The following is a 15,472-nucleotide window of genomic DNA, read 5'->3' as shown; positions in this document are numbered from 1 at the left end:
AATGTAACACTCTCCGGACAGCGGAATCCGAATTGAGAGAATCAAGCCCCAAATTTTCCGATCCTGGGGAGCGATCCGTACTTCAAGCAGGCACGTATGGTACAAGACCCTTACGGTGAAGGGGAATGTGCACGGCGTTGTATTCCGGATGATAGCAGGGCAGGGCAAATTCCAGGACGGCCACACCGATTCAGGATCAGGGCTTTCGGAGAAGAAACCGATCAAAACTTCCTGAATAAAGTGAAAATGAGGTTCAGGGGGAGATTAAGAGAACCGGCGCAGATCCTCCGACGACACCCCAGAACCTGCAATCTATCGCGCTATCCGTCCGGGTCTCCGCAGGTTTAATATGCACGAGCTCACGATAGGGGTGCACCGATGCAGAAAAAGGATGCTGCGGCGATCACGCTGACGGCCGGGATGCTTGCCGTGGCTGGTCTTATGAGTATGCTCCGCATTGAGGATTTGAGACTGTTTACGGCCGTTGCACTCGTGGGGTTCTTCATCATAGTCTACGTGATCCACCCGGTGTTTTCAACGCCGCGGTACATGCGCAACCTCTATTATATGGTAGGGATATCTGTGGTGCTCTTCAGCCTGGCTATCGGCCTCCGGATACTGGAGATACTCAGCTGGTAAGAGGAACTCTCTCCATATCCCGTGGATACTCCTGGTGAACGGAATGAAGATGGACGGGTATAAAAACTACAGGACCGGCGCATACCTCCTCATCGGCTTTGCTGTCCTGCTCCTCCTTGCAGCCCTGCTTACCGACCGATGGGGATCTCTGCACTCGCTCCTTCTCATGCTGAGCACGACCACCTTCATCGGCGGAGCGTTTCTCTTCGCACTCGGGGGAGACGACCCCGTGCGAGCGACGGTCGCCGGCCAGTTCTCCCTGCAGGGCATCGCCGCCCTCGGCGGGATCATCCATGACCGGGGCGGGCGCGGGACGGCGGTCTTTCTGCCGCCGAAGAGCGAGGACGGGGCAGTCATGCAGTTCATTCCGACCGCACGCTCCTCCGGGTCGTACACAGGAGGTGCGGACGGATCTGCTTTATGCAACGGGGGCAGCGGGATTCTGATCGAGCCCCTGGCGGGCTCCATGCTCGAAGACCTGAAGCGTGACAATAATCTCGTCCTCCCCACCGAGTATGCTCTGCTGGCGGGGGCGGTCCGGGAGGTCTGCGAGGATCTTCTCTCGGTCGCCGATCAGGTGGAGGTACAGAGGGAGGGTGATGTGGTCACTGTTACCCTGCAGAACTACCGGTTCTTCTCGGGCTGCATCTCCCGTCGGGAAGCATCCCCGGAGTCCTGTGCCCTCTGCCCCTGCTCGGTCTGCAGCCTGATCATGTGCATGATGGCGGAGGGGCTCGGGTGCGAGGTGAGACTACAGCAGGCGGATCTGGATGAGGGGGAGCGGTCGGTTCGGATGGGGATCTCCTGCAGTGCTCGGGATAGCGCTGGAGTAGCCTCCGGATCACCGGACCTATAATCCCGATACCATCCGGGTGTTTCGCCTCGGCTCCGACAGGGCTGTGTGCAAGAGAGAAGCGATAGCCGGGGCATTTATGAGAGGAGAGATGTTGCCATCCGGCAGTACAGATGAGTGTAGAAGAACAGACAGTGGTGGGCAGAACATTGCGGCATCAGTCCCCTGCATCATCATCCTTGTATCAGTGGGGGTAACTGTCATCATCTGCCGCACGAGGCCGCCGCCCCCACGGAAGGGATCGGCGGTCAACCGTTCATAGATGTATTTCACGGGATCAGAGATTAGTGTTGAGATCACACTGCCGGCTACTACCCTTCCACCACCGTCACCACACCGGCAGCGCAAGGCCGGAAAATGCGGACACGCGGCCGCCGGTGGCGAGCGGAGGATTTGTTATATATGCCATCCAATATTTATTGAGTTATATGTCAGATAAGAAGGAAGTCACCATCGGCATAACCATCAATCTCGAGAACTACGAAAATCTCCGCCTCGAGGTCGAGGGGGACGTGAAGACCCAGGAGGACGCCGACGAACTGGTCGCCTTCCTCGACGGCATCCTCTCCCGCCTCGGCCGCGGCGATCCGGCTACCGCTGAGCGGATCGATGCTTACCGGCGCCGCGTCCTCACGACCCGGGTCACGCCTCCTACGGCAGGGAAGACCGCTCAAAAGCCGACCGAAAAGGCGGGCGTGGCGGCGGCAAAACCAGCACCTCCGGCAGACGAAACCCGGCAGCCCGTCGCCGCAGAGAAGTGCCCGACAGATCTCATCGAAGAGGCCATACCCGCTGCACCGGAGCAGCCCCACCCGCCGGTGCACCTGAAACCGCCGGCACCGAAGGAAGAACCGGCACCGGAAAAGCCGGCGCCCGAGCCCGAACCCGTAGCAAAACCTGCCGCACCGGCGAACAAGCCCGCAAGCGGAGAGGCTGAAGCAACGTGCGAGACCTGCGGAGCACCGGTGACGAAGTCGCAGGCGAAGCTCGCCCAGCTCTTCACCGGAAAGACCCTCTGCAAGAAGTGCATGGAACAGCCGTGAAGCAGACCTGACGGGTGTGGTGCGGAAATAAAAACGCTGGAGGTTATATATTCCGACGTAGAGAGGAATTACTAATGAAGAAGAACCTGCTCATGTGGGACGAGACGCTCTTTCGCGACCCCGAGGTCTTTGAGATCGACCACGTCCCCGAGCAGTTCAATCACCGCGAGGCACAGCTCCGTGAACTCGCGTTTCAGGTCAAACCGGGGCTCCGGGGTGCACGGCCGCTCAACACCATCTGCCGCGGCCTTCCCGGGACGGGGAAGACGACCAGCATCAAGAAGATCTTTGCCGAGATCGAGGAGACCACGAAGAAACTCGTGCCGGTCTACGTCAACTGCCAGATAGACAATACCAAATTCGCCATCTTCTCCCAGATCTACAAAAAACTCTCCGGCCACCTCCCCCCCGCATCCGGCACCTCCTTCAAACAGGTCTTCGACGCAATCGGCCGCATACTCCAGAAAGAGGAGCAGGTGCTCGTCGTAGCGCTCGACGATGCCAACTACCTCCTCTACGAGAACGAAATCAACCGCGTCCTCTACGCACTGCTCCGATCTCACGAGGCCTACCCCGGAACGCGCATAGGCGTCATCACCATCATCAGTGACATGAGCGTCGACCTCCGCACCGAGGTGGATGCCCGTGTGGCGTCGGTCTTCCAGCCGACCGAGATCTACTTCCCGCCCTACAGTCTCGAGGAGGTCCGGACGATCCTCGAAGAACGGGTCGCACAGGGTCTCTATCCGGGTGTGCTCCCCGCGGAGGAACTCGACCTCATCGTCGAACAGACGATGAAGAGCGGCGATCTCCGGGTCGGGATCGACCTGATCAAGCGTGCGGCGCTGAATGCCGAGAAGGAAGCCCGGAGGGCAATCGAGCGGGACGATATCTGCAGAGCCTACGAGGTCTCGAAGTACCTCCACCTCGCCTACTCGCTCCGGACGCTGAAGGCCGAAGAGCAGCAGCTCCTCGGGAAGATCGCAGAGATGTCCCGCGAGGAAAAGGAGATGACGGCGGGAGAGGTCTACCGGTACGTCAAAGAGACGATGCCGCTCGGCTACACCAAGTTCTACGAGATCGTCAAGAAGTTCGATGCGATGCGGCTGTTAAACCTCCATTACCGGCAGGGGAGAGGGCGGACGCGCCTGATCAGTCTCCGCTACGATCCCGACCGCGTGCTGGAGTATCTGCAGTGACGGCAGACAATTGGCAAATCTTATCTGTTCAGCTGCCACTTGTACTCTGATGAGGTTTTCCACATGCTCAGCGTAAACGAACTTGCACTGGACATATTCGAGGAATTAGCAGAATATGCTGAAGAATATAACGCAGTCTACCACGAACTCGACAACGGGGCACGTATCGTCGACTGTGGAGTCAGCACTCCCGGCGGCTACCTTGCCGGCAGGCGATTCACCGAGATCTGTATGGGCGGCCTGGGTGAGGTCAATATCACCATGGGCAAGATCAGGGAGTTCCCGATCCCGTTCGTCGAGGTCAGCACCGACTTTCCCGCGATCTCCTGCCTCGGCGCACAGAAGGCCGGCTGGACGGTCAACGTCAACAAGTACTTCGCCATGGGCAGCGGCCCGGCACGGGCACTCTCCCTCAAGCCGAAGCACACCTACGAGGTCATCGAGTACGAGGACGAGTTCGACTACGCGGTCATCGCCCTTGAGTCCGACCACCTTCCAAACGCCGGCGTCATGGAGAAGATAGCTGAGGCCTGCAACGTCGATGTGGCGAACACCTGCGCCGTCGTCGCACCCACCGCCTCGATCGTCGGCTCCGTCCAGGTCGCCGGGCGCTGTGTCGAGACCGCGGTCTACAAGCTCAACGAGCTCGGGTTTGACACCAAGAAGATCACCGCCGGTATCGGGCACGCCCCGATCGCGCCCGTCAAGAAAGACGGCACGAAGGCGATGGGCAGCACCAACGACGCCACCATCTACCACGGCAGCATCTACCTGACGATGAACGCCCCCGAGATCACCGAGTACCTCGAAAAGATCCCCTCGAATAAGTCCAAGGGATACGGAAAACCGTTCTACGAGATCTTCAAGGAGGCCAACTTCGACTTCTACCAGATCGACACCTCGCTCTTCTCCCCGGCCGAAGTCGTCATCAACGAGCTCTCCGAGGGCAAGATCTACCACGTCGGTGCGGTCAACCCCGACGTGACCCTGAAGTCCTTCGGCTTCATCTGAAACTCTTTTTTTCCGGATAACTCACGGAGTATCGCATCTGCCTACCGGCAGGAGACGTACGATCAGGGCCTGGGTGCGAAGAGGCCGACCCTCCACCAGGGTACGAACACCCAAAATCTCGAATATTTCGGGCTATTCTCGCTCGTTTCGAGGGTGAAAAGTGACCGCACTGTAAAAGTGAGAACTTCGCCCGGATCTGAAAATAGAGCGAAATGCTCCCCCTCGATCGGCCGTCTGGCAGCTTCTGTGAGGGCGGTAATTCCGGCGGATCGGGCAGGAAAATCGAGTATGTAAGTGTTGCTTAACCGTATAAGCCTGCAGTGATGCGCCACACAGAGGAGGCGGATTGAAGAGCGTGCCGCGGCCACCCCATGCACAGAACCCCCTTTCCCGGCACTCCGAATCCGGAAAGATAAAGGAGTACCCCCGCCGGAAGAGAACAACAGATTTAATACAATAGCCGCCCACGTTTTAAGGCTGGTCGGGCTTGTGGTCTAGCTGGTCATGACGTCGCCCTTACACGGCGAAGATCTCCGGTTCGAATCCGGACAGGCCCATCCGAATGTCGCCGCATCCGGCGATGCACCATCGGTCTCGCTTTTCTGATTCTCCGTCCATTCCTCCAGTCTCTCAACACGCAGTTCGAGCTCCCGAAGTCGCTCCCCACTGCAGATCCGGGCGCTGACGTCGCCAGGTTGTGCAACACCGGTATCCTGCACGACAAGGAGTGCCCGGCGCCCACGGTGTTCGGTCTCATAGATGCTCACGCGCTCTCCGATCAGGTATGCGCACTCCCTGGAGAGGCGCACGATAGGGTAGGCAATGCGGGGTTTCGAAACCTTCTTTCCCACTTTTGTACGTGTCAGCAGTCTCATCGCTGGTTGCACCACGTTGTGCAACACCTTGCCGCCGGATAAAAGAGAGGGTGTATTCGAAGGCCGTTGCAACAGTGACGCTGCGGTAAGCGCACCGGTTCACGAACCGGGCAGCATGACGATCACGCCTTCGGGACAGACATGGGAGCAGAGGCCGCACCCGTCGCACCGGTCTCGATCGACCACGGCATGCCGGTCAGCCATCGAGATGGCGTGGTACCCGCCGTCGCGGCAGGCCGTCACGCAGCGCCCACAGGACGTGCAGCGTTCAGGACATTCCACGGCCGCACGGCGGAACACGTCCCGGGAGAGGGACGCATGGGTTCCGATGCGGGAAAGGGCACGGCCTCTGAGTGCCCCGACACCCGCAAACTGCTTCTCTGCAAGATACCCCGACAGACCCGCATTCATCTCGCGGATGATACCGGCTCCTCCCCACATGACCGCCGTGCAGACCTGAACTGCCGATGCTCCGGCCGCTATATACTCGGCAGCGTCCTGCCAGCGGGAGATCCCACCGATGCCGATGAGCGGGATCGGCAGCTCCCGGGCAATCTGCGAGACCATCCGGAGCCCGATGGGTTTTACCGCAGGCCCCGAGTATCCCCCGTAGGTGCTCGACCCGGCAACCGAGGGGCGGGGTTCAAGCGTCTCAAGGTCGATGCCCATGAGGCACTGGACCGTGTTGATGGCCGAAAGGATATCGGCCCCGCCGTCTATTGCGGCCTGCGCAATGGGCACAATATCCGTCACGTTGGGGGTGAGCTTGACGATCAGGGGAACCGTGGCGACCTGCCGCACGGCACGGGTCACCTCGCCGACGAGATCGGCATGCTGCCCGATGGCCGCACCGACCCCCCGTTCCGGCATCCCGTGGGGGCAGGAGACATTCAGCTCGATCGCATCCGCCCCTGCATCCTGCACCGTGCAGGCAAGTTCCCGCCACTCTCCGGGATCGGGTGAGGCCATGATGCTCGCAATCAGAACCCGATCCGGGTACTCCTTCCTGATGGCGGCAATCTCCCCCGTCCAGTATGATTCATCCTTTTTGCTCAGAAGTTCTATGTTCTCAAAGCCGAGAAGCCCGGAATGCTCATCCTTCCAGGCCGCAAAGCGGGGCGAGACATCCCGAATGTCCATCGTATCCGGGACAATGGTCTTGATGGTCGCACCCGCCCAGCCGAGCCGGAACGCATGCCGGATCTGTTCGCCCGAAGCAGTCGGCGGACCCGAGGCCAGCAGGAACGGGTTTTTGAGCGTAAGCGAACCAATGGTGGTTTCGAGGGAGGCGTCAGGTGCGGGCATGTGGTTTTTCCGTATCTGAAGTGCGTTCGGATACCATATGGTTGTTATTACCAGGCGGGGCTACCCATGACCCCGTTTTCACTCCTCCTCCCCGTATACATCCAATCTGCCTTCTCCGTGCAGCCACCGATCGAGGAGCGCCCGGGAGATGCTCATCGTGGACGGCAGGGGAGGGAGATTATCGCGTTCGAACCATCCCGCAGCCTCGATCTCCCTGTTATCGGCGACCAGATCGCCGCCCGCGTAGTCGGCGGTAAAGCCGATCATCAGTGAGTCGGGGAACGGCCAGGGCTCGCTGCCAAAATAGCGGACGTTCCTGACCGATACCCCGGTCTCTTCCCGAACCTCGCGGTGGACGGCGTGCTCGAGGTTCTCACCCGGCTCGACGAACCCGGCGATGATGCTATACATTCCGGGCGGAAAATGAGGCGAACGCGCAAGCAGAATCCGCTCGCCGTCCCGCACGAGAACAATGATGGCAGGCGAAAGCCGGGGGTAGACGATCAGGCTGCAGGCCGGACAGGTCTTCGCCCGTTCGGCCGTGAGCGGCACGGTCTTCGCACCGCACCTCCCGCAGTACTGCGTCGTCCGGTCGAAATCGATGATCCGGACGGCAAGAGCGGCGGCGGCAAGGTCATCCTCCGGAACCCTGCCGTAAAGGGCACGCACCCCGCAGGCTCCCATACCTTCCGGAAGGAGACTTTCCACCGCTATCTCCACCGCATAGCAGGGGATGGCGGCGCGGTGGCCGAGGTACAGCGTCCGTTCCACCCGGCAGCCGGCCGTGGCCGGATCTGCGTGCAGAAAGACCTGCGGGCGTTCTCCCACCACAGTGCAGATATCCGAACCCCGGACGAGCAGGAAGAGAGCGTCCCCCTCCGCCGGGATCTCCGGAGCCGGATACCGGACGGTAAGCGCATCCGCAGAAAAAGCTCCGGTGTGAATACGGGTATCGGCGTGCTGCATAGGTATCTTCCATCGGGAAATGCTCTAGATAGGGTCTCTCAATGGGAATATATGCTTTGGGCGGACGCTCCCCTGCAGACCGTCCAGATATCACCAGACCGGCATCAGCCCGGGATGGTCTCCCGTAATGCACCGCCCGCCCCCGGGCGTCACCAGGAAGGTGTTCTCGATGCCGACCATCCCGACACCGCGGATCCCTTTCTTCGGTTCGAGTGCGATGGCCATCCCCTCGAGAAGGGGTTCGTCAAAACCTTTCGCGATGACGGGCGTCTCGTCGATAAGGAGGCCGATTCCATGGCCGAGGAACTTCACCTGCCGGTCCCGGAATCCCATGAAATCAGTCAGGAAATCCGGGCTCAAGCTCCCCATGATCGTATCGTATATCTGCGAAGGAGCGATTCCGGGGCGGAGGAGCGAGGCCATCTCGTTCTGGATCCCGACGCAGTGTTCGTGCTCCTCGACGGCCTTGTCCGGGATCGGTCTCCCGAACATATAGGTCATCGTTTTGTCGGTATGGTAGCCGTCGACCCCGCACCCGATGTCGGCAAAGACCAGATCACCGGCCTTCAGCCTCCTCTCCCGGCTCCCGAGGAGCGGCACGGCGGGGCTCAGTCCGGAGTGCCCCCCAGGCCCGTCGAAACAGGTCGGGTAGATCGAACTCTCGCCGAATCCAATCTGCCCGACGGCGATCTCCGTGTCGAACATCCCGAAACGCACAATCCCGTGATGCCCCTCTTCAACAAGGACGGAGTACAGTTCGGTCACAAACTCAAGTTCGGTCATCCCCTCACGCAGAATGGCAGGCGCACGTCCCTCCAGGACCCGCCGGTGGATCCGTCCTGCATGCTCCATGAACGAGAGCTCATACGCACTCTTTACCTCCCGGACCCGCGCAACCTCCCGGTCGACGGATCTCGCCTCGCTGAAGGGGAAGTGTTTCTGGAACCTCCGAAGAAACGCAAGCGGCAGAAGTTCCATCTCCACATGCACGGCATCCGGACAGCGCCCATAGATCGCCGCGGCATCACGGTAACTGCCCATCGGCCGTATATCGGGGAAGAGTGATTCGTCAAGCGCCCGCTCGTAACTCCGGCGTACCCAGAAGACAGCCTCGCCGCTCCGCGGTATCAGCAGCATCCCGTCCTGCATCGTGCCGGTGAAGTAGTAGAGATTGATCTTCCCGAAGAGTGCGACCAGGTCCCACGCCGGATCGGCCGTATCCATCAGAATCCTGAACCGGTTCATGCGTCCTGCAAGTTCAGAGAGGGGAACCTTTCCGTGCATAACAGAACGTTGTATGCCGTCGGTATTTACCGGTTGTGCGAGCCCGCCCTCAGCCGGGCAGATCCAGAAAGAGATCGGGAGCGGCAGAAGCGGTTCACCGAAAGGCAGATGACAGAGGGCGGCATCCACTGCACCGGATCGAAGTGATGCCGATGCAAAGAAGGTCTTCCGCCTCCGCAATCGTGATCCTCATGCTCCTCGTCGTCCCCACGGGTGCCGCGTGCATGCAGGGCGCGAGCCTCTCCGCAGAGAACCCGTCGGTACCTCCGGGAAAGGTCCTGTATATCGACCACCACATTCACCGGCACGGCGAGGCGCTGGAAGAAGGGTATCCGGTAATTGCCATAGACTTTCCCACCTATACCTTCGACAACGAGACCCGGACGCTGTCGGGACTGCTGACGTTCGAGGTCAACCAATCACTGATCGCCGTCTACGGCAGCGGCCTCTCCCTCTCAGGCGATGCCGGTATCGGTGCGGCAACGGACCTCTCGGGAGTATACAGTATCCCCTATGAGGCCGACGACGGCCTGATCATCCGGAACATAACACCAAACGGGACGGCCAGGATAGAGTACCGGAACACTACCATCAGCCTCGCAGCGAACGAGACCTGGCAGAATGTCTCGGTAGGGATTGAAGAGGAAGCCGTATTCGGCGGAAACGAGACCGGACAGCAGGGCAGGTTAAAGATAACCGCAACCGACACGATCACAAACTACGGTCTCCTTGAGAGAGAAGAGATCGAGAACACCACCAGCCTCGGAGCGGCGGCAGGGAGTGGTTGATATGACGTGGCAGTATACAGGGCAGAAAAACACAGCAGGCACCCGGCCCCCAGCAGCACCGGGAACGGTCATCCGGAGGGAAGATGCCTGATCGCCCGCCACTCCACGATGAAGCCGTCCTGATGAGGTGGATGCGGCTTGAGATCGGCAAACTCAATGAGGGGCTCGTCGCGGAGAGGAAGACCCTCCGGCGGCTCCTCGAAGAGGAGGCACCGTCATCGACGACCAAAAGCGGCCAGGAGTATCTCTTCGATGCAGGCCTCATCAGGCAGCTTGGGGAGCAGCTGCCGCCTGACCTCCACCGCAGGCTCAAACTCCCGATGCTCTTCTACTTCGATATGACCGTCGGTGGCAGCTGTTTCCTCACCGAGGAGGCCGCAATGGAAGCACTCCAGCACCTCGGCGAGATCAGCCACCTCCGCAGAATGCGGGAGGGGAGACTCTGGTTTGCAAAACCGATCGCCTACGACCTGATGAACCGCTACCCGACGGTCATCCAGATAGTCATGCGGTGAACCTGGCGAGGGGAGAGGGGGATGATGCAGTCAAACAACGGTATGGCGCTTCTGGGCATCGCTCTTCTCTTCACCGTGGTGCTTGCACTGGTCGTCATCGGCGGGGCGATCTTCAAGACGCCGAAACCCGGCACTCCCGATACGACCGGATTCAACCGGTCTTTCAGCGAAGAGAGTGCCATACCGGCAGCTGCAGACCAGCAGGTGCAGGAATCCTTCTCCCTCTCGGTCTCTCCGCAGACGGCAACCGCGAACTCCGGCGGAACCGTTCGCTATTTGATACGTATCCGGCCGCTGGGCGGCTTTGACGAACCGGTTCACCTCACGGTCTCAGCAACTGCGCTCGGCGGCGCTGTCAGCCGTTCGTCCTATCTCGGAGCGGTACATCCACCGTACCGGGCAATCACCCATGACTTTCAGATCCCGAACCTCCCCCCGCTTGTTTCAGAGACCACCGTCTATGCAGAGGTGACCGCAACCGGCGGCGGGACGACCAGAACCGAACAGGTGCAGCTCGTCATCCGATCATGAACCTGCAGCTCCGGCGTCTCTCCCGGGCATTCGATCACCGATCCCGGCACCCATACCTCCCTACTGGAAAGATGGGAGATATAGAGATGCCCGCCACCGACAGATGAAGCCAATAGAACCCCCCCATTTCCACTGGAGAAGATAGAGCATCCCCGGAGGACAGCCCGAGAAGGATACCGGTGCAGGGGATCTATTGTCCGGGTTCGTACTCCGGCGCCATCACGGCGTTTCACCCTCGTGCACCGTAAACCAGACAGGGTCACGGCAGTCCGGGCGGCCGCCGTAGTTGATGGTGATCTCCTCGCCCTGCCGTATCGGGCGGCAGGCGATAATGCGGATGACCTCCTCCGTATAGTCGAAGATGTGGTCGGCGTTCGCCGTATACGAGTGGTTATATAAGGAGCCATAGCCGAGTGCGATAGCGATCGCCTCTTCATGCTCCCCCCAGGCAAAATAGTAGTCATAGAGCCCGGTCATATCAAGGTGCCCCTCTGCTGCTGCTCCGTCGAGCACAAGTACCGGACAGACCTCGATTACGTCACCGGGTTTTATATTCCGACCGGCAAAGACACCCCGGCCCCGGGAGTTCGTTTCAGCAACATAGACGGCATCGGATGGAGAGATACTGCTGTTCATAGTAGTGGAAACCCGCATCTCCCTGCTCCTGCAGAGATGCAGCATGGGAGTTCTGCACCGGAGGCTATCAAGGTTTTCAGGGATAGTAACCCCCCGGAGGCACGGTGAAAAGAGTTTCAGCGTGGTTCCGGGATGAAGACCGGAACCCAGTACCCGGAGCCGTCGGGGCTTGGCCGCGGAGCGAGGTACGCGCGCAGAGCGCTCTCAGCCTCGAGGCAGGATGCGGCATTGTCGGAGTCTGCCTCCCAGAGTATATGCACCACGCCCATTGTCGTTCCGTCGTTCTCTTTCAGCGGAGCGGCAACCGAGCAGAAGGTTCTGTCCCCGGAGACCATCCGGCCGGCACGCACCACATCCTGCTCGAGCGCCTCCCGGCAGAGACCACAGGTCTTCTCGACCATCGATGCAGGATAGACCGCCGAGCACTGACGGCCGGGTGCCGACTCTTTCCCAATCTGCAGCAGCTCGGCACCCGCCTGGTTCACATAGGTGAGGCGAAGATCCCTGTCCATAGCAGTGATCGGAACGGGGAAGCATTCAAGTGCGCGCAGAACATGCCTGCCGAACTGCTGCTGCAGTAACTCCTCCCCAATCGACCGTGACACAACAAAACTCCCGATGACCATCATCATTGCAACATCACCTCAGCGGATTAACGGAAGCTGGGCATCCGTGGTATAATAACGCTGTGGTCGAAAATGCCCCCAAAAAATCGCCATTATCCCAGCCGATTCGACATTAAACCCCAGATTACGGGGATAAAAGACCAGAGGACATCTGTGAGAGAGCAGACGTAAACCGGCTCGCCCCGGCTTACAACGGACACCTACAAATACCCTTCGCGGATAAAGGAGGATGCTCGCAGCGATTTTATGCAGATCTTCAGGAAGAGAGGTGTGAACTATCGCCAATAATGCGTGAGAAAGGAGATCCCGTCACCAGAGGCCATGCCAGGCATCTTATACCCCCATGGAACAATAGCGCGCCGCGGGGCACCAGACCGCCATGAGCAAGGAAGAACCGGCGTTCCAGGCAATCCACGTACTCAGTTCATGAGCCTTTGGATATCCGAAAAACCGGAAGAGGTGCGGACGTCTGCCGCACCGGCCTTCCGTTCCCCTTCAGCGCCTCGCCGGAGAGGCTGCTCAACTGCTGCCGGCTGTTTCCCGGACGGAAGGTTTTCTGACATGCTGGACATTCACGGTCACGCTGCCGGTATTGCCCAAGAGATCTGCATCACCGCCGAGATACGCCGGGTCGCCGCAGGGGTCGTCGACAACAACCGGCGCCACGCTCGCAGGGCTAGCATAGGTACGGGTGCAGAGATACTTCTCGTCGCCTTTCCGGCCGCTATCCTGGCCGCAGATCTCGATGGCAGATCGAACTCGATGGTATCGATGGTGATGCGTAGGAATACTGCCCGGAGGCTTTCAGAGCACCACACATAGATCGAAAGAGTGTTGTAGTGGGACAGCGTGTATCTCGCATCTATGGAGGGATAGCATCGGCGACGTTATCGTAGCGCGGGGGCTCGAAAAAAGGTTCGGCAACCTCGTCGCCGTTGATGGAATAGATTTCGACGTACGGGAAGGTGAGATCTTCGGTTTCCTCGGGCCGAACGGTGCAGGGAAGACCACGACGATGAAGATGATCCAGTGCATCTCCCCGAAGACTGCGGGGAGCCTTCGCGTCTTCGGCATGGACGTGGAGAGACAGCCGAGGGATATCAAGAGGATACTCGGCGTCGTGCCGCAGGAGAACAACCTCGACCCCGACTTCACCGCATATCAGAACCTGCTGATCTATGCACGCTACTTCGGTATCCCGAAGAAGACGGCTGAAGAGCGGGCGGACGAACTCCTCGACTTCATGCAGCTATCCGAGAAGCGCGACGTCCTGATCGACAGGCTCTCGGGTGGGATGAAGCGCCGCCTGATCATCGCAAGAGCTCTCGTTAACGATCCGAAACTGCTCATCCTCGATGAGCCGACGATCGGGCTCGACCCGCAGGCACGCCACCTCATCTGGGAAAAACTCAAACAGCTCCAGGCACAGGGGAATACCCAGGTGATGACCACGCACTACCTGGATGAGGCGGCAAGACTCTGCGATCGCCTCGTCATCATGGACCACGGGAAGATCCTGGTGGAAGGAAGCCCCGCCGACCTCGTCAAGGAGCATGCAGGCACCGATATCGTCGAGGCGGAGCGGACACCGGCAGTCATTTCGTGCCTTGAGGGGATCGGGGTTCCGTTCGATGCGGCCGGGGATATCGTCCAGGTGCTGACGGACAGGCCGCACGAGGTCGTCAGGGCGCTCATGGAGTCCTGCAGCCACGAAAAGGTCATGGCACGCCCGGCAACGCTTGAAGATGTCTTCCTGAAACTGACCGGGCGAACACTTCGGGAATAGCGAGTTATGGCACACTTTGGCCTTTCACAGGTAACACGGGGGACGCTTTACGTCTGGCGGAGAAACTGGGATGCATTCATTAAGACCTACCGGGTCAACTTCATCCCGCCGTTCGTCGAGCCCCTCCTCTACCTCCTCGCCCTCGGCTACGGCCTTGGCGCCTTCGTCGAGACCATAGACGGCATCCCGTATCCGCAGTTCATCGCCCCGGCGCTCGTCTCCATCTCAGTGATGTATTCGGCCTTCTTCGAGTGCACCTACTCCTCATTCGTCCGGATGTATTACCAGAAGACCTTCGATGCAATCATCGCAACGCCGATCTCCATCGAGGACGTTATCACCGGCGAGATTCTCTGGGGTGCGACGAGGGGCACGATCTACGCAACCCTGATGCTTCCGGTACTTATCGCCTTCGGGGTCGTCGATCTCCCCACATCGTTCCTGCTCATCCCCTTCGCTCTGCCCGCAGGGCTGCTCTTCGCGAGCATCGGGATGTGCTTCACTGCTATCACGCCGGGCATCGATGCGCTGAACTACCCGTCGTTTCTCTTCATCACACCGATGTTCCTCTTCTCGGGGACCTTCTTCCCGCTCGATATCCTGCCCGAAGCCCTCCAGTACTTTGCGCTCGGATTCCTGCCGCTCGCCAACGTGGTGAGCGTCAACCGGGCGATCACGCTCACGGAGTTCTCCCCGCTCATCCTCTACAATCTGGTCTGGATCGCCGGGGTGACGGTACTCTTCTATCTTGTCGCCCTCCGCCTGATGCGAAGGCGGCTGGTCGTGTGACGAGAAAGGCGGCGACGACCGTGAACGCTGCGGAATATCTATAAAAAGGAAGACGGCTTTCTCGGGGTCAGGTACTCCGTTTTGCCGCGACGTAGGCGTCGTACATACTGTAGAGCCAGACGAGGATATAGAACGGGACACCGATGAGAATGGTCGATAGACCGCCGAAGATGACTGCGAGGGCAAAGAGCAGGATCGCTTTCAAGAGCTGCCCCGTGTAGAACTGGCCGAGACCCGGAATAAAGAATGAGAGTATCACGGCGATGAGTGGTGATGCCATAGAAGATCTACGCTCCGTTCCGGTATGAACACTTCTCTGATCCGCAGGCGGGATACTGCCGGCGACCTCCCGTACACGGGCAGTCGGCACACTCATTCAGCACTACAACAGACTCTCGAAGATCGGGCGTTTCCCCGGGAATGTGCAGAAAAGCCCTTACCTGTACGATGACAATACACCGGCACGGGGAACGACGAAGAGTACCTTCCGCATGCGGCAGGCTAAAAAAAGTTAGAATCTGGGTTTTCTGTGCTTGGGGAGGCAGTCCCGGCAGTAGACGGGGCGACCCTCGGTCGGCTTGAAGGGAACTTCGCACTCGACGCCGCAGTCGGAACAGGTTGTCTTG

Annotated in this window: 18 protein-coding genes and 1 tRNA gene; 12 read left to right on the top strand and 7 right to left on the bottom strand. The window is 59.6% G+C overall.

The features are described 5' to 3' along the window. Positions 1–378 precede the first annotated feature (378 nt). From ABH15_RS06450 to ABH15_RS06425, 6 genes are all read left to right on the top strand, one after another. Positions 379–639 carry a hypothetical protein gene (locus ABH15_RS06450; RefSeq protein ID WP_128693550.1) on the top strand — a complete coding sequence of 87 codons (261 nt, stop codon included), beginning with the start codon at positions 379–381 and terminating at the stop codon, positions 637–639. Between the two features lie 49 nt (positions 640–688). Then, the gene (locus ABH15_RS06445) at positions 689–1,495 is read left to right on the top strand and encodes a hypothetical protein (RefSeq protein ID WP_164913653.1); all 807 of its coding nucleotides are present in this window, start codon (positions 689–691) and stop codon (positions 1,493–1,495) included. A 425-nt stretch (positions 1,496–1,920) separates the two neighbouring features. Then, entirely contained in the window at positions 1,921–2,535 is a 615-nt protein-coding gene (locus ABH15_RS06440; RefSeq protein WP_128693548.1) for a hypothetical protein, read from the top strand. 74 nt (positions 2,536–2,609) lie between these two features. Then, a complete protein-coding gene (locus ABH15_RS06435; protein WP_128693547.1) occupies positions 2,610–3,734 on the top strand; it encodes an ORC1-type DNA replication protein in 1,125 nt (374 codons plus the stop codon). Between the two features lie 63 nt (positions 3,735–3,797). After that, on the top strand, positions 3,798–4,745 hold the full coding sequence (mch, locus tag ABH15_RS06430; RefSeq protein WP_128693546.1) for a methenyltetrahydromethanopterin cyclohydrolase: 948 nt from the start codon (positions 3,798–3,800) through the stop codon (positions 4,743–4,745). A gap of 483 nt (positions 4,746–5,228) precedes the next feature. Further along, positions 5,229–5,302: transfer RNA gene (locus ABH15_RS06425), tRNA-Val, on the top strand. A 417-nt stretch (positions 5,303–5,719) separates the two neighbouring features. Here the strand turns inward: ABH15_RS06425 and preA are convergent. The 3 genes from preA to ABH15_RS06410 form a co-directional block, all read right to left on the bottom strand. Next, positions 5,720–6,925: an NAD-dependent dihydropyrimidine dehydrogenase subunit PreA gene (gene preA, locus ABH15_RS06420; protein WP_128693545.1), complete on the bottom strand. Its 1,206-nt coding sequence runs from the start codon at positions 6,923–6,925 to the stop codon at positions 5,720–5,722. A gap of 78 nt (positions 6,926–7,003) precedes the next feature. Continuing rightward, positions 7,004–7,891 carry an NAD(+) diphosphatase gene (gene nudC / locus ABH15_RS06415; RefSeq protein WP_128693544.1) on the bottom strand — a complete coding sequence of 296 codons (888 nt, stop codon included), beginning with the start codon at positions 7,889–7,891 and terminating at the stop codon, positions 7,004–7,006. Positions 7,892–7,981: 90 nt separating this feature from the next. Next, positions 7,982–9,175: a M24 family metallopeptidase gene (locus ABH15_RS06410; RefSeq protein ID WP_128693543.1), complete on the bottom strand. Its 1,194-nt coding sequence runs from the start codon at positions 9,173–9,175 to the stop codon at positions 7,982–7,984. 152 nt (positions 9,176–9,327) lie between these two features. Between ABH15_RS06410 and ABH15_RS06405 the strand changes: the two genes are divergently transcribed. The 3 genes from ABH15_RS06405 to ABH15_RS06395 all read left to right on the top strand — a co-directional run bounded on the left by ABH15_RS06405 (position 9,328) and on the right by ABH15_RS06395 (position 11,009). Then, entirely contained in the window at positions 9,328–9,963 is a 636-nt protein-coding gene (locus ABH15_RS06405) for a hypothetical protein (protein WP_164913652.1), read from the top strand. 83 nt (positions 9,964–10,046) lie between these two features. Next, positions 10,047–10,478 (top strand): DUF61 family protein, encoded by a 432-nt coding sequence (locus ABH15_RS06400; protein ID WP_128693541.1) that lies wholly within the window; start codon positions 10,047–10,049, stop codon positions 10,476–10,478. 21 nt (positions 10,479–10,499) lie between these two features. Next, positions 10,500–11,009, top strand: coding sequence for a hypothetical protein (locus ABH15_RS06395; RefSeq protein ID WP_128693540.1), 510 nt, complete (start codon positions 10,500–10,502; stop codon positions 11,007–11,009). 219 nt (positions 11,010–11,228) lie between these two features. Here the strand turns inward: ABH15_RS06395 and ABH15_RS06390 are convergent, their stop codons facing one another. Together ABH15_RS06390 and ABH15_RS06385 are read right to left on the bottom strand one after the other, a co-directional pair. Next, the gene (locus ABH15_RS06390; protein WP_128693539.1) at positions 11,229–11,645 is read right to left on the bottom strand and encodes an SET domain-containing protein; all 417 of its coding nucleotides are present in this window, start codon (positions 11,643–11,645) and stop codon (positions 11,229–11,231) included. Positions 11,646–11,761: 116 nt separating this feature from the next. Beyond that, a complete protein-coding gene (locus ABH15_RS06385; RefSeq protein WP_128693538.1) occupies positions 11,762–12,277 on the bottom strand; it encodes a PAS domain-containing protein in 516 nt (171 codons plus the stop codon). Between the two features lie 555 nt (positions 12,278–12,832). Here ABH15_RS06385 and ABH15_RS06380 point away from each other — a divergent pair. From ABH15_RS06380 to ABH15_RS06370, 3 genes are read left to right on the top strand one after another with little or no spacing between them, the layout of a single operon-like run. Then, positions 12,833–13,093: a hypothetical protein gene (locus ABH15_RS06380; RefSeq protein WP_128693537.1), complete on the top strand. Its 261-nt coding sequence runs from the start codon at positions 12,833–12,835 to the stop codon at positions 13,091–13,093. A gap of 55 nt (positions 13,094–13,148) precedes the next feature. After that, positions 13,149–14,057 carry an ABC transporter ATP-binding protein gene (locus ABH15_RS06375; RefSeq protein WP_128693536.1) on the top strand — a complete coding sequence of 303 codons (909 nt, stop codon included), beginning with the start codon at positions 13,149–13,151 and terminating at the stop codon, positions 14,055–14,057. 6 nt (positions 14,058–14,063) lie between these two features. After that, on the top strand, positions 14,064–14,846 hold the full coding sequence (locus ABH15_RS06370) for an ABC transporter permease (protein ID WP_128693535.1): 783 nt from the start codon (positions 14,064–14,066) through the stop codon (positions 14,844–14,846). Between the two features lie 67 nt (positions 14,847–14,913). Here ABH15_RS06370 and ABH15_RS06365 read toward each other — a convergent pair whose 3' ends face one another. Together ABH15_RS06365 and ABH15_RS06360 are read right to left on the bottom strand one after the other, a co-directional pair. Continuing rightward, complete coding sequence (locus ABH15_RS06365) at positions 14,914–15,126, bottom strand: hypothetical protein (RefSeq protein WP_128693534.1); 213 nt, start codon at positions 15,124–15,126, stop codon at positions 14,914–14,916. 231 nt (positions 15,127–15,357) lie between these two features. Continuing rightward, positions 15,358–15,472: CxxC-x17-CxxC domain-containing protein (locus tag ABH15_RS06360; RefSeq protein ID WP_338323531.1), on the bottom strand; the 115-nt coding region annotated here is incomplete at its 5' end.

The sequence above is a fragment of the Methanoculleus taiwanensis genome (assembly GCF_004102725.1).
Lineage (GTDB): Archaea > Halobacteriota > Methanomicrobia > Methanomicrobiales > Methanoculleaceae > Methanoculleus_A > Methanoculleus_A taiwanensis.
Note: the sequence above shows the minus strand (reverse complement) of the source record. Positions and strands in the feature narration are given on the sequence as shown.